Genomic DNA, 21,830 nt, shown 5'->3' with positions numbered 1-21,830 from the left:
TAGCGTCGGAGCATGCCTCGCACCCTCGTCGTCACCAATGACTTCCCGCCCCGCCAAGGCGGCATCGAGACCTTCGTGGACACCCTCGTCCGGCGCTTCCCGCCCGGCTCGGCCGTCGTGTACACCTCGGCGGAGCCGGGCGACGTGACGTACGACGGGACGTTCCCCCATCCCGTCGTACGCGACCGGGCCCGCACCCTGCTGCCGACGCGGCGCACGGGGGAGCGGGCGGTCGCCCTCGCCCGGCGGTACGGCTGCGACCGCGTCTGGTTCGGGGCCGCCGCCCCGCTCGGGCTGCTCGCCGGGCGGTTGCGGCGGGAGGCGGGCGTGCGCAGGGTCGTCGCCACGACGCACGGCCACGAGGTGTGGTGGGCCCGCACCCCGGGCGCGCGGACGCTGCTGCGCAGGATCGGCGCGGGCGCCGACTGCGTCACCTACCTCGGGCCGAGCACCCGCGACCCCGTCCGCTGGGCCATGGACCCCGGGGTGCGGTTCGCCCGCCTGGTGCCCGGCGTCGACGCCGAGGCGTTCAGGCCGGGCCTCGACGGCCGCCGGGTGCGGGAGCGGTACGGGCTCGCCGACGGCAGGCCGGTCGTCCTGTGCGCGGCGCGCCTCGTGCCGCGCAAGGGGCAGGACACCCTGATCGAGGCATGGCCGATGGTGCGCAGGGCGGTCGCCGACGCCACGCTGCTGCTGGTCGGCTCGGGGCCGCACGAGGCGCGCCTGCGGCAACTCGCCGAGGAGCGGGGCGTCCTTTCCGGCGTCGTTTTCGCGGGCGGGCGGCCGCACCCCGAGATGCCGCTGTTCTACGCCGCCGCCGACGCCTTCGCCATGCCGTGCCGCACGCGCAGGGGCGGCATGGAGGTGGAAGGGCTCGGCATCGTCTTCCTGGAGGCGGCCGCCGCCGGGCTGCCGGTCGTGGCGGGCGTCTCCGGGGGCGCGCCGGACGCCGTGCGGGACGGCGAGAGCGGCTATGTCGTCGACGGCCGCTCCCCGGCGGCCGTCGCCGACCGCCTCGTACGACTGCTGCGGGACCGCGAACTCGCCCACGCCATGGGCGAGAAGGGCCGGGCGTGGGTGCGCGCGGAGTGGGACTGGGGGCGGTCCTACGAGGTGCTCGCGGGGCTGCTGGAGACGTGACCGGGGCCCGACAGGAGGGCGTCGAGCGCCGCGGGGGCCTCCTCGACCCGGTCCACCAGGGCGATCCGCGACGCCATGGACCTGCCGCGGGCCAGTGACTGGAGCAGGGGCCAGACGGGGAGGTGCTCCGTCCAGTGCGCGCGGTCGACCAGGACCATCGGGGTGGGCTCGCCGCGCGACTCGTAGTAGTTGGGGGTGGCGTTGTCGAAGACCTCCTGGACCGTGCCCGCGGCTCCCGGCAGGAAGACGACGCCCGCGTTCGAGCGGGCCAGCAGGCCGTCCTCCCGGGTGGCGTTGGCGAAGTACTTGGCCAGGTGGGACGCGAAGGCGTTCGGCGGCTCGTGGCCGTAGAACCAGGTGGGGATGCCGACCGAGGCGCCCCCCGAGGGCCAGCGCTCGCGGACCGCGAAGGCCGCCCGCGCCCACTCGGTGACGGACGGCTCGAACGAGGGCGCCTTGGCGAGGAGTTCCAGGGCCTCGTCCAGCATGCCGTCGGCGAAGACGGAGGCGTACGCGCCGAGGTTCGCCGCCTCCATCGCGCCCGGACCTCCTCCCGTCGCGACGGTGAAACCGGCGCGGGCCAGAGCGCGGCCGAGACGCGCCGCGCCCGCGTACGCCTCGGTGCCGCGCGCCATCGCGTGGCCACCCATCACGCCCACCACGCCCGCCCCGGCGAGCAGTTCGTCCAGGGCGTCGGAGATCGAGTCGTCGTGTATCGCGCGCAGCATCGACGAGAAGACGTCGCCGTCGGCCTTGGTCCGCTGGAACCAGTCGTACGCGTGGGCGTCCGGCGTCACGTCGTACCCGCCGTCGGCGAGGCCGGCGAACAGGTCGTCGGGGGTGTAGAGCAGCCCGCGGTAGGGGTTGAACGGCAGGCCGGGGACCGGCGGGAAGACCAGCGCCCCCGAGGCCCGCACCTTCGCCGCCGCGTCCTCGCGCATGGGGCAGCCGAGGAAGACGGCGCCCGCGACATGGGCGGTCAGGAGCGCGGAACTGCGCTCGGTCAGGTCGACGGCCTGGACGCGGCAGCCGGCGAGCGCGCCGCGCCCCCAGACCTCGTCGAACTCGGCGAGGGTCTCGATCTCGCGGTCCTCACCGGTCGGACGCGGGTCGGACACGGGTTCGTCAGTCGGCTGCATGGGCCCATCCTAAGAGCCCGTCCCCCACCGGCCCCGAGCGGGAATTCCGTCCCCGGTACAGGCGCCGGGTAACCTACTGCGTATTTTTGTACAGCCGTGGGCAAACGGTGAAGGTTGTGGAAGTCGGTCGGCGGCCCCGCCAACCAGACGCGCGGGAACCGCGCGGGGCGGCCCTTGGGTGCGGTATCTGAGCGAAACGAGGTCGATCATGTCTGAGGCGGCGGTCGAGAAGGGGCGCTCGGTGCCCCGATCGCGGTCCTCTCATGAGGGCGGCGGGGTGGGTGAGCCGGAGCTGCGGCAGTTGCTGGCGGGGCTCACGGCCGTACGGGACGGCGATTTCGGCACGAGGCTGCCGGACGAGGGCGACGGACTGATCGGGGAGATCGCGTCCGTCTTCAACGGCATGGTCGATCAGCTGTCGCTGTTCACGTCCGAGGTGACCCGCGTGGCCCGCGAGGTCGGCACCGAGGGAACCCTGGGCGGGCAGGCCGTCGTACCCGGTGTCTCCGGGACCTGGGCGGACCTCACCGACAACGTGAACGCCATGGCGGGTAATCTGACGACCCAGGTCAGGGACATCGCCCAGGTGGCGACAGCGGTGGCCAAGGGCGACCTGTCGCAGAAGATCGACGTGGACGCCCGTGGTGAGATCCTGGAGTTGAAGGAGACCGTCAACACGATGGTCGACCAGCTCTCCGCGTTCGCCGACGAGGTCACCCGTGTCGCCCGCGAGGTCGGCAGCGAGGGCCGGCTGGGCGGCCAGGCCCAGGTGCCCGGCGTCGGCGGCGTCTGGCGGGACCTGACCGATTCGGTGAACCTGATGGCGGGCAACCTCACCGACCAGGTCCGCAACATCGCCCAGGTCACGACAGCCGTGGCCAAGGGCGACCTGTCGCAGAAGATCAAGGTCAACGCCCGCGGTGAGATCCTGGAGTTGAAGGAGACCATCAACACGATGGTCGACCAGCTCTCGTCCTTCGCCGACGAGGTCACCCGCATGGCGCGTGACGTGGGCACCGAGGGCATCCTGGGAGGCCAGGCCGACGTCAAGGGCGTCTCGGGCACCTGGCGGGACCTGACCGACTCGGTCAACAGCATGGCGGGCAACCTGACGGACCAGGTGCGTTCGATCGCCCAGGTGGCCACCGCGGTGGCCGGGGGCGACCTGTCGCAGAAGATCAAGGTCAATGCCCGCGGTGAGATCCTGGAGTTGAAGGAGACCATCAACACGATGGTCGACCAGCTCTCCGCGTTCGCCGACGAGGTCACCCGCGTCGCCCGCGAGGTCGGCACCGAGGGCAACCTCGGCGGCCAGGCGACCGTCCGCGGGGTCTCCGGCACCTGGAAGGACCTCACCGACAACGTCAACGTGATGGCGTCCAACCTCACGGGCCAGGTGCGCTCCATCGCCCAGGTCGCCACGGCGGTGGCGCGCGGTGACCTCTCGCAGAAGATCACCGTCGAGGCGAAGGGCGAGGTCGCCGCGCTCGCCGGCGGCATCAACACCATGGTCGACACCCTCTCGGCGTTCGCCGACGAGGTCACGCGCGTGGCGCGCGAGGTCGGCACCGAGGGCCAGCTCGGCGGCCAGGCCCGGGTCCCCAATGTGGCGGGCACCTGGAAGGACCTCACCGACAACGTCAACTCGATGGCGAACAACCTCACCAACCAGGTGCGCAACATCGCCCAGGTCACCACCGCGGTGGCCAACGGCGACCTGTCGAAGAAGATCGACGTGGACGCCCGCGGCGAGATCCTGGAGCTGAAGACGACCATCAACACGATGGTCGACCAGCTCTCGGCGTTCGCCGCCGAGGTGACGCGCGTGGCGCGCGAAGTGGGCAGCGAGGGCAGGCTGGGCGGCCAGGCCGAGGTCGAGGGAGTGTCGGGCACCTGGAAGCGCCTGACCGAGAACGTGAACGAACTGGCCGGCAACCTCACCCGGCAGGTACGCGCCATCGCCGAGGTGACGAGCGCGGTGGCCGAGGGCGACCTGACCCGCTCCATCACCGTCGACGCCTCCGGCGAGGTCGCCGAACTCAAGGACAACATCAACGCCATGGTCGAGTCGCTGCGCGAGACGACCCTGGCCAACCAGGAGCAGGACTGGCTCAAGTCCAACATCGCGCGCATCTCCGGCCTGCTCCAGGGCCACCGGGACCTCGCCGTGGTCGCGGAGCTGGTGATGGACGAGCTGACGCCCCTCGTGGGCGCGCAGTACGGAGCCTTCTACCTCGCCGAGGACGCGGACGGGTCCGCCGACCTCACGCTGGTCGGGTCCTACGGCCGCCCCGCGGACCGCGCGGAGGGCGGTCGCTTCCGGCTCGGGGAGTCCCTGGTGGGCCAGGCGGCGCGCAGTCGGCGGCCCATCACCGTCGACCGGCTCCCGGCCGACTACATCATCTCGTCCGGGCTCGGGCAGGCCGCGCCGGGCAGCCTGGTCGTGGTGCCGATCCTCGTCGAGGACCAGGTCCTCGGCGTCATCGAGCTGGCGTCGTTCGAGCAGTTCACCCCGGTCCACCGGGACTTCCTCGAACAGCTGATGGAGACGCTCGGGGTGAACGTCAACACCATCGTCGCCAACGCGCGCACCGACGAACTCCTCGACGAGTCCCAGCGGCTGACGGCCGAACTCCAGGCACGCTCCGCCGAGTTGCAGGTCCAGCAGGACGAACTCCAGCGCTCCAACGCCGAACTGGAGGAGAAGGCGGCCCTGCTGGCGGCCCAGAACCGCGACATCGAGACGAAGAACCTGGAGATCGAGCAGGCCCGCCAGGAACTGGAGGCACGGGCGCAGCAGTTGTCCCTCACCTCCAAGTACAAGTCGGAGTTCCTGGCCAACATGAGCCATGAGCTGCGCACCCCGCTGAACAGCCTGCTCATCCTCGCCCAGCTGCTGGCGCAGAACCCGACCCGCAACCTCACCGCGAAGCAGGTCGAGTACGCGGGCATCATCCACTCGGCGGGATCCGACCTGCTCCAGCTGATCAACGACATCCTCGACCTGTCCAAGGTCGAGGCCGGCAAGATGGACATCAACCCCGAGCGGGTGGCGATGCGGAAGCTCCTGGACTACGTCGAGGCGACCTTCCGGCCCATGACCACCCAGAAGCACCTCGGATTCACCATCAGCACCGCGCCCGACGTGCCGTCCGAGCTGCACACCGACGACTCGCGGCTGCGGCAGGTCCTGCGCAACCTGCTGTCCAACGCGGTCAAGTTCACCGAACGCGGCAGCGTCGAGCTGCGTATCGAGATGGCCGGGGACAGCGAGGTACCCGCGTCCGTCCGGCGCGGCGAGGCCATGCTGGCCTTCCGGGTGAAGGACACCGGCATCGGCATCGCCGAGCACCAGCTCGAAGCGATCTTCGGCGCGTTCCAGCAGGCTGACGGCACCACCAGCCGCAAGTACGGCGGCACCGGCCTCGGTCTGTCCATCAGCCGGGAGATCGCCCACCTCCTGGGCGGCGTGGTCGTCGCCGCGAGCACGCAGGGGCAGGGCAGTACGTTCACCCTCTACCTGCCCGTGGACCGCGCCGAATGGGCGACCACGGCCACCGCGGCGCCGGTCGCCCGGACCGCACCCGCCCGCCCGGTGGGCGATGGCCGGGGCGAGCGCCCGGACCCGGCTCCCCGCCGGAAACGACGGCTGCTCGTCGTGGAGGGGCGGTCGCGCGGCCTGCTCTCCCTGGTCGCGGAGAGCGCCGTCGCCGATCTGTCCGGCAGCCGGGACCTGACCGCGAAGGCGGCGGAGGAGGACATCGAGGTCATCACCGCCGTCGGCCCGGTGGAAGCGGCCGAGAGCCTGGCCGCGGGGGCCTGCCACTGCGTCGTCCTCGAACTCGACATGCCGAAGGACGAGGCGCTCCGGTTCCTCGACGCGATGGACGGCGACACCGCCGCGACCTCGGTCCCCGTCCTCGCGCACAACAGCCGCCGCCTGGACCCGGCGCACGAACAGCAGCTCCAGTCGCGTTCCCGCACGCGTCCCCTGGAGCTGATCTCCAGCCTGGACGAGCTGCGCGAACGCGTCGCGCTGCACCTGTCCGCCGAGCAGCCCGGGGACGTGGTCCCGCTGGTCCGGGGGGAGGAGGCCGGCGAGCAGCAGCTCCCGCAGGTGGTCGGCGGCAGCCTCGCCGGCCGGGTCGTGCTGGTCGTGGACGACGACGCCCGCAACCTGTACGCCATCAGCGGCATCCTGGAGATGCACGGCATCGAGGTGCTGCACGCGGAGAACGGGCGCAAGGGCATCGAGACGCTGCGCGCGCACCCCGAGGTCGATCTGGTCCTGATGGACGTGATGATGCCCGAGATGGACGGCTACGCGGCGACGACGGAGATCAGACAGGATCCGGCCTACGCGACACTGCCCATCGTCGCCGTGACGGCGAAGGCCATGCCGGGCGACCGGGAGAAGAGCCTGGCCTCCGGGGCCAGCGACTACGTCACCAAGCCTGTGGACGCCGACGACCTGATCGCATGCATCGGGCGCTGGCTCAGTGAGGAGCCGGCAGCACAGTGACCACATCGGAACCCCTTCAGGACCCCGTCGACCACGAGGCGCCGCCGCCCTCCGACGCCCCGGCCGGGCCGTCGGCGCCGGCGCTCGCGCCCTCACCGGACCACCACGTACCCGGCGCCCGGACGGAGGCCGAGACCTCCGGCGTGGGCAGGCTGGCCGCGACGGTGGAACGGCTGCGCGGCGAGATCCGCGCCGCACAGGCGGCGGCCGACGGCCGCGCGCTGATCGAACTCGCCAAGGGCGTGCTGATCGAGCGGCTGCGGTGCGGCCCCGCCACGGCCGCGCGGCAACTGGCCTCACTGGCCCAGGAAGCGGGCGTCTCGCAGCTGGAGCTGGCCGCGGACATCGTCAACCAGTCGGCGCAGGACCACCTCGCCGAGGTCGCCAGCGGTTTCGCCAGCCGGGCCATCGGCGAGCCGCCCGCCGAGCGGACCGCCCCCTCCGTCGGCGCGCGCCTGCGTACGGCGGAGAGCGGCGCCCTGGCCGGCGGTGACACCCAGGCCGCCGCCCAGTCGCTGCTGGCGCACGCCCTGGCGCCGCTGGGAGCCTGCGCGGTCGCCGTGTGGAGCGCCGGGTCCGACGCGTCACTGGCCCTCGCCGGGGACGCGGGTTTCGGCCCGGGCGAGGCCGACCGCTGGCGTTACGTGCCGCCGGGCGTGTCCACGCTGGCCCGCCGGGCGCTGACGGAGCGGCAGCCCGTACACATCACGGACATGTCCGAGGAGGGCCTGCCGTCCATCGGCCGGGCGGATCACCCCCGCGGGGGGCGCATCGCGCTCCCCGTGGGCACCGGCGGCCGTGTCAACGGCGTCCTGGAGATCTGCTGGCCGAGCCCGCTGGAACCGCAGCCGCCGCAGATCCTCCGCCAGATCGACGCGCTCGCGGAGCTGTGCGCCCACACCCTGGAGAGCCGCCCGGACCGGCCGGCCCCGCCCCCCGCGGACACCTGGGCGGCCACGCCCGGCCTCTCCGAACTGGTGGAGCTGGCGGACGGCCTGTACGACCCCGTCCTGGTCCTGGTGCCGTACATGAGCCCGGACGGACAGCTCACGGACTTCCGTGTCCACCATGTCAACAGCAGCTTCGTCGACCCCGCGGGCCGGCCGCGCAGCGCCGTGCACGGAGCGCTGCTGCTCGAGGCCTACCCCATGGCCGTCGGCGGCAGCGAGCTGTTCGAGAAGATCGAGCGGGTGTACGCGACCGGCGAGCCGTTCCGCACCCGCCGGATGACCCTCACCGCGCTGGTCGGTCAGGTCTCCCTCGCCGCGGTCGCCGATGTCAGCATCAGCCGCCAAGGCGGCTGCGTACTGCTCATCTGGCGCATCGAGGACGAGGCGGCCCGCCTGGCCCACCTCTTGCAGCACGCCCAGCGCCTGGGCAGGATCGGCGGCTTCGAGGAGAACCTCACCACGGGCGAAGTCACCTGGAACGATCAGTTGTTCGACCTGTACGGGCGTCCGCACGACGCGCCGCCCGTACCCCTGGAAGCGCTGACCTCGTACGCCCACGCCGACGACGCCGCCGCCATCCGCCGCTTCCTGCGCACCGTGCTCCATCACCGCAGGTCGTCCTCGGCCGCCTTCCGCCTCGAACGGCCCGACGGCGTCACCCGCCATATGCGGGTGATCGCCGAACCCGTCCTGGACGCCGACGGCAGGCTGCTGTCCGTGCGCGGCGCCTACCAGGACATCTCCTCCCAGCACTGGACCGAGGTGGCCCTGGCGGCGACCCGCGACCAGCTGGCGCACACCGAACAGCAGGCCGCCGAGAGCAACCGGCTGACCCTGCAACTGCAACACGCGATCATGCCTCCCGCCCAGGCCCCGCTGAGCAGCCCGGGACTCCAGATCGCCGTGCGGTACCGCCCCGCGGAATCGGAATCCATGGTCGGCGGGGACTGGTACGACGCCGTGACCCTGCCTTCGAAACAGATCATGCTGTGCGTGGGGGACGTGGCCGGACACGGCATCGAGGCCGCCACCAGCATGGTCGTCCTGCGCAACGCCATGCGCGGCCTGGCTGTCACCGGGGCCGGTCCCGCGCAACTGCTGTCGTGGCTCAACATCGTGGCCCACCACCTGACCGCCCACGTCACGGCCACCGCCGTCTGCGGCCTGTACGACCCGGAGCGGCACACCTTGCGCTGGGCGCGCGCCGGGCACCTGCCGCCGGTGCTGCTGCGCGGGCAGCAGGCGGCGCCCCTGCCCACGGTCGGCGGCATCCTCCTGGGCGCCCTGGCCGACACCGACTACGAGGAGCGGGAGCTGAGCCTGGAACCGGGCGACACCCTGCTGATGTACACCGACGGACTGGTCGAGCGGCGTGACGAATCGGTGCAGGACTCGTTGGCCCGCTTGCTGACCACGGCGGGACCCCCGGCCGCGGACCTGGAGCAGCAGCTCGACCGACTCCTGACGCACAGCGCCTCCGACACCGACGACGACACCTGCCTCATCGGGGTGCGCGTCACCTGAGCCGTGCGGTACGGGGCCGAGCTTCGTGCCACCCGCTCCTGGTCCAGGCCGGACCATGGATACTGGACGACGACGTCCTGGACGGAAGCGGGAGGACGATGTGAACGACCCGCATGAGGGGCATGCGCGGGCGGACGAGGCGACACCGCGGAATACGCGGCTGAGCATCTGCCCCCTGACGGACCGAGCCGGCGTGGAGGTGGCCGGCGAGATCTGCCTGCCCACGCACGAGGCGTGGGAGCAGGCCTTGGAGCGGGTGGCCCAGCGACAGCACGGCGCGTACTACTTCGAGCTTTCGGCACTGACGTTCATCGACATGGCGGGCGCCACGGCCCTGGCCATGACCGCTCAGGGTCTGCCCGGCGGGCAGCGGTTCGTTCTGGAGTGCCCGCCGCCAGCCCTGTGCCGTCTGCTGGAGTTGTTCTGGCCCGATCTGTCTGTAATCGAGGTGGCCGCTTCATGAGTGCCGTGACCGAGACCGAACCCTTCGTCCACCCGGCCCTGTTCTACCGGGGCGAGCGGGAGTACGTGGCGGGCACCGTACCGTTCCTCGAAGAGGGTCTGGACGCGGGCGAGGCCGTGGCGGTGGCGGTCCCGGGGCCCAACCTGGAACTGATCCGCGGCGAGCTGGGCGCACGCGCCGCGCAGGTGAAGCTCCTCGACATGACGCAGGTGGGGCGCAATCCGGGCCGGATCATCTCGCGGGTGCTCGGCGCCTTCGCCGACGCCCACCCCACCGGGCGCGTGCGGATCATCGGCGAGCCGATCTGGGCCGGGCGCACCCCGACGGAGTACCCCGCCTGCGTACAGCACGAGGCGCTGATCAACCTCGCGTTCCAGGGCCGCGCGGTAACGATTTTGTGTCCCTACGACGTGGTGAGCCTGGAGCAGACGGTCCTCACCGACGCCTACGCCACGCACCCCACGATCATCGAAGGCGGCACGGAGAGCACCAGCGCGGCCTACGCCCCCGAGGCGGTCGTCTCCCGCTACAACCAGCCCCTGACCGCGCCCGGTGACGTGCCGCAGACGCGCTATGACGCGCAGACACTCCCCGACGTACGGCACTTCGCCACCCGTCGCGCGGCCGAGCTGGGCCTGCCCGAGGAGCGCCTGCACGACTTCGCCCTCGCGGTGGCCGAGCTGACCACCAACAGCGTGGTGCACGGGCGGGGCTCCGGCGCGCTGCGGGTCTGGCTCCAGGACGGCCATGTCGTCTGCGAGGTTCGGGACGCGGGGTTCCTCACCGACCCGCTCGCCGGCCGCCGCGCGCAGCCCCCGGGCCGGCGCGGGGGGCGGGGGCTGCTGCTGGTCCACGTGGTCGCCGACCTCGTCCGTATCCACACCGCCCCGGACGAGGGCACGACCATCCACGGCTACTTCCGCTGCTGACCCTGGGAGTGGGCTCGCTCAGCCCTGGACCTCGGAGGGGTCCATCCACATGAACTCCCAGGTGTGGCCGTCCAGGTCGTCGAAGGCGCGGCCGTACATCGTGCCGTAGTCCTGGACCTTGCCGACCGTGGCACCGGCGGCGATCGCCTTGTCGACGATCTCGTCGACCTTCTCGCGGCTCTCGGCGCTCAGACACAGCAGCGCCTCACTGGTCTTCGTGGAGTCCGCGATCTCCTTCTCCGTGAAGTCCGCGTAGCGCTGCTTGCCCAGCATCATCGCGACGATGGTGTCGCTGATGACCACGCACGCGCAGTCGTCCGAAGAGAACTGCGGGTTGAGGGTGTAGCCGAGCGAGGTGAAGAACGCCTTCGTCGCGTCGACGTCGTTCACGGCGAGGTTCACGAAGATCATCTGCTGGTACATGAGTGTCTCTCCCATGGGTGCGGGTGCTGTGCGCGTCTGCCGTACGTGTCTGCTGTACGCGTCTGCCGTTCGGGAGGTTAGACGTGCGTTCGACTCCGAACTCATCGCTCGTCGCGAAGCTTTCTCGTACGAGTTCTCAGCGGCCCAGCGGCAACGCGGCCAGTTCCGCGACGACCCAGGTCAGGGGGGCGAACACGGCGGTGAGCGCGCCCGCCCGCAGCGCCGCGGAGCCGCGCAGCATCGTCGCGGGCGCCCCGAGCCGCAGCAGCGCCGCGGTCGTGTCCGCGCGGGACTGCCTGGCCTCGACGGCGGCCGTAGCGAGCGTCAGCACGGCGCAGCCCGCGACGAGCAGCGCGCCGAGGGCGGTGAGCGGGCCGATGCCGGTACGGGGGCCCGCGTACAGGACGACCGAGGCGTACGCGCCCGACGCCACCGCGCACAGCACGCCGAGCGGCCGTCCGATGCGCCGCGCCTCTTCCTGGAGCACACGCCCCGCGAGCAGCCGCACGGCGCCGGGCCGGGCGGCCTGGAGGAGGCGGCCGCAGAGGTAGGTGAGGCCGGGGCCCGCGAGCGCGAGGCCGAGCGCGGTCAGGGCCCATCCGGCGAGGACGCCCGCGGGGTTGCCGTCGGCCCCTCCCGGTACCGGCAGGCCGCTGCCCCTGCCGCTCGCGTACGTCTCCACGGCGAGGCCCGCCGCGAGCAGCGCGACGCCCCAGGGGAGGCCGCTCGGCGCCGGGGCCGGTGCGGCGGGCTCACCGACGCCGTCCGCCTTGGCCAAGCGCGGCCGCAGCGCCGCGGCGCTCGCGGCGGAGGCGGTGAGCGGGACCACGGTGAGCAGGGTCAGCGCGGCCGCGAGCGGCAACGGCCGTTCGGCGGCGAGCAGTTCGGCCGCCGCGCCGTCGAAGGGCAGGCCCGACAGGTCGCCGCGCAGATGCAGGAAGACGAGCAGCGCCACCAGGGAGCCGAGGGTGCAGGCGAGGGCCGTGGAGATCGCGGCGAGCACCATCAGCCGGGCCGGTCCGAGGCCCACGGCGGAGAGCCCGGCACGCGGCCGGGTGCCGGGGTCGGTACGGGCGACGGCGACGGCGAAGTACACGGTCGCGGCGACCGGCGCGGCGCACCAGGCGAGCCGCAGCACGGAACCGGTTCCCGGGTGCTCCATCGCGTACGCCAGGGTGCACAGCAGCAGGAACCCCGTCCCCGCGGCCGCGGCGGCGACGAGCAGCCGCCGCAACTGGACGAGCGGGTGGGCGCCGCGCGCTAGACGGAGAGCGAGCACGCGGCCCGGCCTTCCGCGTCGGAGACACGGGGGGTGGTGCCGCCCGCCCCGGGGCCGGGGGCGGTGCCCGTGGTGTGGCTGTGGGGGGCGTCTGAGGTGTCTGGGGTTGTTGTTGGGGTGCCGAGGTCGGCGGGGGTGGCGGTGGTCGTGCCGAGGTCGGGGGAGGTGGCAGAGGTGGTTCCTGTGGCGGGAACGGCAACCGGCGCTTCGTCGGCTTCGGAGGCGCTGGGCGCTGCGGCTTGCGGGGCCTGCGTCTGCGGGGCCTGGGCGGTGGTGGTGCCGGGGACGCCAGCGGCCATCGGCTTTTCGCCGGTACCGGACGCCGGGGCCTGGGAGGCCCGCGCCTGCGAGGCCTCGGCGTCCGGGGCCTGGGTGGTGGTGCCGGGGACGCCAGCAGCTACCGGCCCATCGCTGGCGCCGAGCGTCGCGGCCTGCGCGGCCTGCGCGGCCTGCGCCTGCGAAGCCTCGGCCTGCGCCTGCGAGCCCTGGGTGGAGGTGGCGGCGGTGGTGCCCGGGGTGGCAGCGGCGACCGGCCCTTCGCCCGCACCGGGCGCCGCGGCCTGGGAAGCCCGCGCCTCCGAGGCCCCCTCCTGCGAACCCTGCGCCTCCGAGACCCGCGCCTCCGAGACCCGCGTTTCCGAGGCCTGCGCCTGCGAGGCCTGCGCCTGCGAGGCCTGCGCCTCCGAGACGCGCGCCCCCGAGACCCGCCCCTCCGAGACCCGCGCCCGCGAAGCCCCTGTCTCCGGCGCCCGCCTGGGCTCCGGCCTCTTTGAGAGGGTCGGGCCGGGTGGGGTGTCCGTGTCCGGTAGGTGGACGGTTTTGACTCGGCGGCCGTCCAGCAGTGTGACCGTGCGGTCGGCGAGGGGGGCGAGGTCCGGGTCGTGGGTGGCGAGGACGACCGTGATGCCGTGGGAGCGGGCCGCGGTCGTCAGGGTGCGCAGCACGTGGGCGCGGTCGGCGCGGTGCAGGGGCGCGGTCGGCTCGTCGGCGAAGATCACCGTCGGCGTGGTGACCAGCGCGCGGGCGACGGCGACGCGCTGGCGCTCCGCCTGGAGGAGGGCGTGCGGGCGCTTACGGGCGCACCGGCCGATGTCCAGGCGCTCCAGCCACTCCTGGGCGGCGGGCTTGGCGGTGCGGCGCGGGGCACCGCGCAGCATCAGCGGCAGGGCGACGTTCTCCCAGGCGGTGAGTTCGGGCACGAGGTGCGGCTCGGGGTCGATCCAGCCGAAGCGGTCGCGCCGCAGGCGTTCGCGCACGAGCGGGCTCATCGTGTGGACGGGGGCGCTGTTGAACCAGACCTCGCCCTGCTGGGGCAGCAACTGGCCCGAGAGGCACCGCAGGAGAGTCGTTTTGCCGCTGCCGCGCGGGCCGCTGACGGCGAGGATCTCACCCTCGCGGACACCGAGCGAGACGCCGGTGAGGGCGGGGGAGCCGTTGTGTGTGACATGCAGTGCGCGTGCCCACAGCACGTCGTTGTCCGGCGGGGCCACCATGGCGTACACCTCGGTTCAGATCAGTTTGCCTCCCCCGTACGGGGGAACGAAGGCGGGGCCGATCGGTCACTGGGCACGCTAGGGATTCGGGCGGACTTGCCAGGAAAGGACGCGGCCCTGGAGCGCCCGTTCTCACTCGAACGGGCGCCCCAGGGCCGGTACTGATCGGACCATCACGTCAGACGGTCATCGGTCAGAGCTTCGTCCAGGCCTCCGTGAGCACCTGCCGCAGGATGCCCTCGATCTCGTCGAAGGTCTCCTGGGTGGAGATCAGCGGCGGCGCCAGCTGGACGACCGGGTCTCCGCGGTCGTCGGCACGGCAGTACAGGCCGTTGTCGTAGAGCGCCTTGGAGAGGAAGCCGTACAGGACGCGCTCGGTCTCCTCGTCGTTGAACGACTCCTTGGTGTTCTTGTCCTTCACCAGCTCGATGCCGTAGAAGAAGCCGTTGCCGCGGACGTCGCCGACGATCGGCAGGTCGTGCAGCTTGCGCAGGGTCTGGTAGAACGCGTCCTCGTTGTCGAGGACGTGCTGGTTCAGACCCTCCTTCTCGAAGATGTCGAGGTTGGCGATGCCGACCGCGGCCGACACGGGGTGGCCGCCGAAGGTGTAGCCGTGCAGGAAGGTGTTGTCGCCCTTGTAGAACGGCTCGGCCAGCTTGTCCGAGATGATGCAGGCGCCGATCGGGGAGTAGCCCGAGGTCATGCCCTTGGCGCAGGTGATCATGTCCGGGACGTAGCCGAACTTGTCGCAGGCGAACATCGTGCCGAGGCGGCCGAAGGCGCAGATGACCTCGTCCGACACGAGCAGCACGTCGTACTTGTCGCAGATCTCGCGCACCCGCTGGAAGTACCCGGGCGGGGGCGGGAAGCAGCCGCCCGCGTTCTGCACCGGCTCCAGGAAGACGGCCGCGACCGTCTCCGGGCCCTCGAAGAGGATCTCCTGCTCGATCTGGTCGGCGGCCCAGCGGCCGAAGGCCTCGGGGTCGTCGCCGTGGATCGGGGCGCGGTAGATGTTGGTGTTCGGCACCTTGTGCGCGCCGGGCACCAGCGGCTCGAAGGGGGCCTTGAGGGCCGGCAGGCCGGTGATGGACAGGGCGCCCTGCGGGGTGCCGTGGTAGGCGACCGCGCGGGAGATGACCTTGTACTTCGTGTGGTTGCCGGTGAGCTTGTGGTACTGCTTCGCCAGCTTCCACGCGGTCTCGACGGCCTCGCCGCCACCGGTGGTGAAGAAGACCTTGTTGAGGTCGCCCGGCGCGTAGTTCGCGAGGCGCTCGGCCAGCTCGACGGCCTTCGGGTGGGCGTAGCTCCACACCGGGAAGAAGGCCAGCTCCTGCGCCTGCTTGTAGGCGGTCTCGGCCAGCTCGTGACGGCCGTGTCCTGCGTTGACGACGAAGAGGCCGGAGAGGCCGTCCAGGTACTTCTTGCCCTTGTCGTCGAAGATGTAGGTGCCCTCGCCACGCACGATGGTGGGAACGGGCGCGTTCTCGTACGACGACATGCGGGTGAAGTGCATCCACAGGTGGTCGTAGGCGGTTTGGCTGAGGTCCTTGCTCACGGCTATCGGGTTCCCCACATATAGGTCTGCTTCTTGAGCTTGAGGTAGACGAAGCTCTCGGTGGAGCGCACGCCGGGGAGGGCGCGGATGCGCTTGTTGATGACTTCGAGCAGGTGGTCGTCGTCTTCGCAGACGATCTCCACGAGGAGGTCGTGCGAGCCCGCGGTCATCACCACGTACTCCGCCTCCGGCATGGCGGCCACGGCGTCCGCGACCGGGTCCACATCGCCCTCGACATTGATGCCGACCATCGCCTGCCTGCGGAAGCCCACGGTGAGCGGGTCCGTGACGGCGACGATCTGCATCACGCCCTGGTCGAGCAGCTTCTGGACGCGCTGGCGCACGGCCGCCTCGGACAGGCCCACGGCCTTGCCGATGGCGGCGTACGGACGGCGTCCGTCCTCCTGAAGCTGCTCGATGATCGCCAGAGAGACGGCGTCCACGGGCGGGGTGCCGTTCCCGCCGGCGCTTCCGCCCGGATTTCCGGTGCGGGAGCCGCGGGGGCTGCTGGGGTCTGCGCTGCGACTGGCCACGACCTCACTCTGCACGACGTCTCGTCACTTCCGCAAGGCCAGATCGATGAATTTCGTTGTCTGAGACTTCAATCGTCACGGATTCCGCAGTTCTGGGGTGCTGGGTATGTTGAAAGCGTCGGTAGAGCGACTAGTGTGGGTGTCTCATCCACTGGACATCTGACTGGAGGGCCGGAAGTGAGCACCGAGCTGCGCCGTCTGCGCAACTACATCAACGGAGAATTCCGGGACGCGGCCGACGGACGGACCACCGAGGTGATCAATCCGGCGACCGGCGAGGCCTACGCCACCGCGCCGCTGTCGGGCCAGGCCGACGTCGACGCCGCGATGAAGGCCGCCGCCGACGCGTTCCCCGCCTGGCGCGACCTGACGCCCGCCGAGCGGCAGAAGGCCCTGCTGAAGATCGCTGACGCGTTCGAGGAGCGGGCCGAGGAACTGATCGCCGCCGAGGTCGAGAACACGGGCAAGCCGATCGGACTCACGCGGTCCGAGGAGATCCCGCCCATGGTCGACCAGATCCGCTTCTTCGCGGGTGCGGCCCGGATGCTGGAGGGGCGCGCCGCGGGCGAGTACATGGAGGGCCTGACCTCCATCATCCGCCGCGAGCCGATCGGCGTCTGCGCGCAGGTCGCGCCGTGGAACTACCCCATGATGATGGGCGTATGGAAGTTCGCCCCGGCGCTCGCGGCCGGTAACACGGTCGTGCTGAAGCCGTCCGACACCACGCCCGCCTCGACCGTCCTGATGGCCGAGATCATCGGCTCCATCGTGCCGCCCGGCGTCTTCAACGTCGTCACCGGCGACCGCGACACCGGCCGTCTGATGGTCGAGCACAAGACCCCCGCGATGGCCTCCATCACCGGTTCCGTGCGCGCCGGCATGCAGGTCGCCGAGTCCGCCTCCAAGGACCTCAAGCGGGTCCACCTGGAGCTGGGCGGCAAGGCGCCGGTGGTGGTGTTCGAGGACACCGACATCGCCAAGGCCGTCGAGGACATCTCGATGGCGGGCTTCTTCAACGCGGGCCAGGACTGTACGGCCGCCACGCGCGTGCTCGTCCACGAGTCCATCCACGACGAGTTCGTGACGGCGCTCGCCAAGGCCGCCGCCGACACGAAGACCGGCCAGCCGGACGACGAGGACGTGCTCTACGGCCCCCTCAACAACGCCAACCAGCTGAAGCAGGTGTCCGGCTTCATCGAGCGGCTGCCCGCGCACGCGCGCGTGGAGGCCGGTGGCCAGCGCGTCGGCGAGAAGGGCTACTTCTTCGCGCCGACCGTCGTCTCCGGCCTCAAGCAGGACGACGAGATCATCCAGAACGAGGTCTTCGGCCCCGTCATCACCGTGCAGTCCTTCACGGACGAGGCGCAGGCCGTGGAGTACGCGAACGGCGTCGAGTACGCGCTCGCGTCCTCCGTGTGGACCAAGGACCACGCCCGCGCGATGCGGATGTCCAAGGTGCTCGACTTCGGCTGCGTCTGGATCAACACGCATATTCCTCTCGTTGCCGAGATGCCTCACGGTGGGTTCAAGAAGTCGGGCTACGGCAAGGATCTCTCGGCTTACGGGTTCGATGACTACACCCGCATCAAGCACGTGATGACGTCCATCGAGGGTTAGTCCCCTGCGGGGGCGCCCCCGACGCTAATTGGGATGCCCGGCCTCTCCGCCCCCGCGTACCGTTGGCTACGCGGGGGCGGCTCCGTGGTGTGCTTCCTTCTTTCTTCTTATGTAAAAAGATCCGTAGCGCACCCACTCCCCGCCCCCGCCTTTCCGTTTCCCGGGGGTGGGACCTGATGACGACGACCGATGACCTCGCCGGGCTGCTGCTGCGCCGTCGGCAGAGTGTGTACGTGCCTTCCGGCGCCGGACGGTCCGCCGAGACCGACGCCGCGGTCGTCGTCCTCGAAGCCGAACTCGCCGACCGCGGGCACCTGTTGACCGCCCCGCTGCGCCGCGCGCTGACCGCGCTGTCCATCGGTGACCTCGCCGAGACCGGGCGGAAGCTGATCGCCGACGTCGACGCCCTGATGGGCTCCGACCGCCGCCACGCCCCGTTGTTGGCGCGCTTCCCCGACGAGGTCCCGTACCAGCACGCGTACGACCGCTTCACCTCCGTCGTCGCCGCGCACCTCGCCGCCCAGCCGCACCAGCCCTGCATGAACTGCGCGGGCACCACAGCGCGGGTGCGTGCGCTCATGCCCTGCGCGCACCTGCTGTGCGACGACTGCCACCGCAAGGAGAAGGACTGGGGCTGCTGCGACGACTGCTGCGTCTGGTACGCCTGCCAGATCTGCGAGCGGCGTTACGAGACCGACGGCCCCCTCGACCCCTGGCTCGACACCGGCGCCGGCCTCGGCGGTGACGGGGGCGAGGTCCTGCGCGCCCTGCGCCTCGCCGCACCCGGCGACGCCACCGCCGAACTCGCCGCCCTGCTCGCCCGCCGTACGCCGTTGAACCCGCAGGACCACGACGACCTGGTGCTGCTCCTCGGACACGCGGACCCGGCCGAGGCCGCCGACTGGCTGCCCGCGTCGATACCGCTGCGCGAGAGCAAGGCCCTCGCCCTCGCCCCACTGCTCGACCTCCCCCAGGCGCGCTCGCTCGTCGGGACGTACGCGGACACCGCCACCGACGTGCTACGGATCCTCGTCGTACGCTCCGGGGGCGACCCCGACCTGCTCGAACCGCCGCGCCTGCGCGGCCTCTCCCGCCCCGTGCGACGCGAACTCCTCGCGCTGCTCGACGGGTTCGGCTTCCCGCGCCTCGCCGAGGACATGGCCCGCCACCCGCGCGCGTGGCAGCGGGCCGGTGAACTCCTGCACCCCTTCGAGGCCGCCGGCCGCCACGCGCGCGTGGCGCTCGCCTTCGCCGTACTGCGCGGGACCCGCCTCGACGACAGCGCGCTCGGCGAGGTGCTGCTCACCGAGGCCGCCCGGCACGACAGCGTCCGCCTCGTCGGTGACCGGCTGCGCGTCGTCACCTGGCAGAGCCGTGTCGAGGAGGCCCTCGGCCGCTGGGACGTCACGGCCGCCGCCGGCCTGCTCCGCGAGCGCCCCGGCGAACTCCTGCGCCGCCTCGGCCTGTTGCTGGACCGCTCCGGCGCGGCCACCCTCCCGGAGCCGGTCGGTGAGGCCCTCGCACACGCCCTGCCGCGCACCGCACCCGGCCCGCTGCTCGGGGCGTACGGACAGCTGAAGATCCGTACCGCGCCCGGGCACCGCCGGGTGTTCTTCCCGCGCGGACGGGTCACCAAGGCCTTCGCCGTCGAGGACCACCGCCCGCCGCTGCCCGCCCGCGTCGCGGGCCGCGCCGGTGAGCTGATCGAGGCCGAGGCGGTACGGCGCCTCGCCGCGCGCGAGGGGGAGCGGTACGACGTGGCCGTCCTGGACGCCTCCCTCGCCGACCTGCCCGTGCCGTTCGCCGAGCGCGCCTCGGCGGCCTCCCTGGTCGCGGTGCCCCGCGGCAGCTCGCTGCCCATGCCTACGGACAGCGAGCGGGTGCGGCTCTTCCTGCACTGGCTCCAGCCCAAGGGCACGCGCGTCGACCTGGACCTGTCCGTCGCGCTCTACGACGACCTGTGGCGGTTCGTCGGCCTGTGCGACTACACCCACCTGGAGTACGCGCGCGGCGCCGCCCGGCACTCCGGGGACCTGACCTCGGCGCCCGCCCCGCACGGCGCCACCGAGTACCTCGACCTCGATCTGCCGTGGCTCGCGAACACCGGGGTGCGGTTCGTCGTCCCCGCCGTCCTCTCGTACAACGACGTGCCCTTCGACGAACTCCCGGACGCCTTCGCGGGGTTCATGGCCGTCGAGGCCGGGGCGCGGGCCGTGTACGACCCGCGGACCGTGCGGCAGCGCTTCGACCTCGCGGGCGACGCGAAGCTGCGCGTCCCGATGATCGTCGATCTGCGGACGCGCCGCGCCTGGTGGGCGGATGTCACCCTCGCCACGACCGGTACCGACCACGACGTGTGGCGCCACCGCGAGCAGATCCGGCGCATGGGCAACGACCTGCTCGACACCTTCGAGCCGCGCGGCCGGGCCACCCTGTGGGACCTGGCCTGCTGGACGGCCGCGGCCCGCACCGACGGCGACGTGTACGTGCGCGGGCGCGGCCACGTCCTGTGGGGCTACCGGCGGGCCGCGGACGAGCCGCGCGCCGACTTCGCCCTGCGCGTCCGGGAGGGCTGGGAGCCGGACGCGCTGTGCGCGGAGCCGGACCTCGGCGGACGCAGGGCCCTTCTCGCGCTGCTGCACGGCGAGTTGGCGACGACCGGCGAGGCCGCTTCCGGCACGGTGTACCGCCTCTACCCGGGCCCGGTCGACGCCGCGCCGCTGGAGCGGATCACGGCGGGGGGCCTGGCGGCGTGGCTCGCGCCCGCGGCGTGAGCGCACGCGTGATCGACAGGGTGTCGGTTCCACGGGGCGGCGCTCGACGCTGCGTCCATTGCCGCGCCGCCGCGCGAAGGCGCATGCTGCCGGGGTGCGAGCGAACCCCATAGCCCCCTCGGCCCGTCCGGTGCACCGCCGGTCCCTGCTCCGCGCCCTCGGCGGGGGCGCGGCCGCCGGCGCGCTCGCGGGGTGCGGTGTGCCCGCCGCCTACATCGCGCCGGACGAGCGCTCCGCGGGCGACCGCTCGGCAAAGGACAGGGCGCTGACCTTCGCGAACTGGCCGCTGTACATCGACACGGACGACAAGGACAAGACGCGGCGCCCCTCGCTGGCCGCCTTCGAGAAGCGGACCGGGATCGACGTCCGCTACACGGAGGAGATCAACGACAACGACGAGTTCTTCGGCAAGATCAGCCCGTCCCTGATGAACCATCAGGAGACCGGCCGGGACCTCATCGTCATCAGCGACTGGATGTGCGCCCGCTTCGTGCGGCTCGGCTGGGTGCAGGAGATGGACCGCTCGCGCCAGCCCAACGTCACCAAGTACCTGGACCCGCTGCTGCGTTCGCCGCATTTCGACCCGGGACGGAAGTTCACCGTCCCCTGGCAGTCGGGCATCACCGGCATCGCCTACAACAAGCGCAGGCTCGGCCGCGAGATCAGGCACGTCTCCGACCTGTGGGCCGAGGATCTCAAGGGCCGCGTCACGCTGCTGTCCGGGCTCGACGAGGCGTTCGCGCTGCTGCTCCAGGGGGACGGCGTCGACGTCACCCGGTGGAAGGCGGACGACTTCCACCGGATGTGCGACAGGATCGAGAAGCTGGTGAACTCCCACCACATCCGGCGCTTCACGGGCAACGACTACATCAAGGACCTCTCCAGCGGCGACGTCCTGGCCTGCCAGGCCTACAGCGGAGACGTCATCCAGCTCCAGGCGGACGACCCGGACATCGAGTTCGTCGTCCCCGAGGAGGGCGCCGAGCTGTGGGCCGAGTCGTTGATGATCCCCAACCTGGCCCGCCACAAGCGCAACGCCGAGCGGCTCGCCGACTACTACTACGACCCCGCGGTGGCGGCGGAACTCGCCGCCTGGGTCAACTACGTCTGCCCGGTCCCCGCCGCCCGCGACATCCTCGCCTCCGCCAAGGACAAGGAGCTGGCGGCGCTCGGCCGAAAGCCCAAGTACGCCCAGTACGAGGGCTTCCGGCCGCCACGCCGAGAGCACGCACCGGACGCCGCGACGCCCGCCCTGCGGGCGAACGACGCGACTTCGCGGACACGCCCTAGAGGTTTCTGGGCCCTCGGCCCGCACGGTTTTGGCCGAGTTGCCCGGCCCCCTGGGCGGCCCCCGCGTCGGCGTGCGGTCCGCCCACCGGGCCGCGAGGTGTCCGGATCAAGGAATGGGGCCCCGGGCCGACTGGCGTGAATGCGGGTGGCCGTCGGGACCGGCTCGGTAAGCGGGTTGACACGCATATTCAGCCGATCC

13 protein-coding genes and 1 pseudogene are annotated in these 21,830 nt (G+C 72.0%); 8 read left to right on the top strand and 6 right to left on the bottom strand.

Going from position 1 to position 21,830, the window contains the following annotated elements:
• Positions 1 to 12 precede the first annotated feature (12 nt).
• Positions 13 to 1,140 (top strand): glycosyltransferase family 4 protein, encoded by a 1,128-nt coding sequence (locus IG54_RS0117805; RefSeq protein ID WP_030784614.1) that lies wholly within the window; start codon positions 13 to 15, stop codon positions 1,138 to 1,140.
• Here the strand turns inward: IG54_RS0117805 and IG54_RS0117800 are convergent.
• Entirely contained in the window at positions 1,107 to 2,279 is a 1,173-nt protein-coding gene (locus IG54_RS0117800) for an LOG family protein (RefSeq protein WP_051819597.1), read from the bottom strand. The two genes, IG54_RS0117805 and IG54_RS0117800, sit on opposite strands and share 34 nt — an antisense overlap.
• A 208-nt stretch (positions 2,280 to 2,487) precedes the next feature.
• Here IG54_RS0117800 and IG54_RS0117795 point away from each other — a divergent pair, with 208 nt between their 5' ends.
• The 4 genes from IG54_RS0117795 (at position 2,488) to IG54_RS0117780 (ending at position 10,667) form a co-directional block, all read left to right on the top strand.
• On the top strand, positions 2,488 to 6,801 hold the full coding sequence (locus IG54_RS0117795; RefSeq protein ID WP_030784608.1) for a HAMP domain-containing protein: 4,314 nt from the start codon (positions 2,488 to 2,490) through the stop codon (positions 6,799 to 6,801).
• Complete coding sequence (locus tag IG54_RS0117790; protein ID WP_030784605.1) at positions 6,798 to 9,275, top strand: SpoIIE family protein phosphatase; 2,478 nt, start codon at positions 6,798 to 6,800, stop codon at positions 9,273 to 9,275. Before IG54_RS0117795 ends, IG54_RS0117790 begins: the two co-directional genes overlap by 4 nt.
• A 100-nt stretch (positions 9,276 to 9,375) precedes the next feature.
• The gene (locus IG54_RS0117785) at positions 9,376 to 9,738 is read left to right on the top strand and encodes an STAS domain-containing protein (RefSeq protein WP_234336226.1); all 363 of its coding nucleotides are present in this window, start codon (positions 9,376 to 9,378) and stop codon (positions 9,736 to 9,738) included.
• The gene (locus IG54_RS0117780; RefSeq protein WP_030784599.1) at positions 9,735 to 10,667 is read left to right on the top strand and encodes a sensor histidine kinase; all 933 of its coding nucleotides are present in this window, start codon (positions 9,735 to 9,737) and stop codon (positions 10,665 to 10,667) included. Before IG54_RS0117785 ends, IG54_RS0117780 begins: the two co-directional genes overlap by 4 nt.
• 18 nt (positions 10,668 to 10,685) lie before the next feature.
• Here IG54_RS0117780 and IG54_RS0117775 read toward each other — a convergent pair whose 3' ends face one another.
• From IG54_RS0117775 to IG54_RS0117755, 5 genes and pseudogenes are all read right to left on the bottom strand, one after another.
• Entirely contained in the window at positions 10,686 to 11,090 is a 405-nt protein-coding gene (locus tag IG54_RS0117775) for a VOC family protein (RefSeq protein WP_030784596.1), read from the bottom strand.
• Positions 11,091 to 11,226: 136 nt separating this feature from the next.
• Positions 11,227 to 12,369 (bottom strand): hypothetical protein, encoded by a 1,143-nt coding sequence (locus IG54_RS0117770; RefSeq protein ID WP_030784592.1) that lies wholly within the window; start codon positions 12,367 to 12,369, stop codon positions 11,227 to 11,229.
• Between the two features lie 803 nt (positions 12,370 to 13,172).
• Positions 13,173 to 13,862, bottom strand: a pseudogene (locus IG54_RS0117765) (ABC transporter ATP-binding protein); the annotation flags it as partial.
• 193 nt (positions 13,863 to 14,055) lie between these two features.
• Entirely contained in the window at positions 14,056 to 15,435 is a 1,380-nt protein-coding gene (locus IG54_RS0117760; protein WP_030784586.1) for an aspartate aminotransferase family protein, read from the bottom strand.
• Positions 15,420 to 15,965: an Lrp/AsnC family transcriptional regulator gene (locus IG54_RS0117755; RefSeq protein WP_078594210.1), complete on the bottom strand. Its 546-nt coding sequence runs from the start codon at positions 15,963 to 15,965 to the stop codon at positions 15,420 to 15,422. Before IG54_RS0117755 ends, IG54_RS0117760 begins: the two co-directional genes overlap by 16 nt.
• A 162-nt stretch (positions 15,966 to 16,127) precedes the next feature.
• Here IG54_RS0117755 and IG54_RS0117750 point away from each other — a divergent pair, with 162 nt between their 5' ends.
• From IG54_RS0117750 to IG54_RS0117740, 3 genes are all read left to right on the top strand, one after another.
• A complete protein-coding gene (locus IG54_RS0117750) occupies positions 16,128 to 17,567 on the top strand; it encodes a gamma-aminobutyraldehyde dehydrogenase (protein WP_030784580.1) in 1,440 nt (479 codons plus the stop codon).
• A gap of 176 nt (positions 17,568 to 17,743) precedes the next feature.
• The gene (locus IG54_RS0117745; RefSeq protein ID WP_030784578.1) at positions 17,744 to 20,341 is read left to right on the top strand and encodes an MXAN_6230/SCO0854 family RING domain-containing protein; all 2,598 of its coding nucleotides are present in this window, start codon (positions 17,744 to 17,746) and stop codon (positions 20,339 to 20,341) included.
• A 94-nt stretch (positions 20,342 to 20,435) separates the two neighbouring features.
• Positions 20,436 to 21,770, top strand: a complete 1,335-nt coding sequence (locus IG54_RS0117740) for a polyamine ABC transporter substrate-binding protein (RefSeq protein WP_234336225.1) — start codon at positions 20,436 to 20,438, stop codon at positions 21,768 to 21,770.
• The last annotated feature ends 60 nt before the right edge of the window (positions 21,771 to 21,830 follow it).

Source organism: Streptomyces sp. NRRL S-920 (assembly GCF_000717945.1).
Lineage (GTDB): Bacteria > Actinomycetota > Actinomycetes > Streptomycetales > Streptomycetaceae > Streptomyces > Streptomyces alboniger.
The sequence above is the reverse complement of the archived record's forward strand: the minus strand, read 5'-3'. Positions and strand labels throughout refer to the sequence as shown.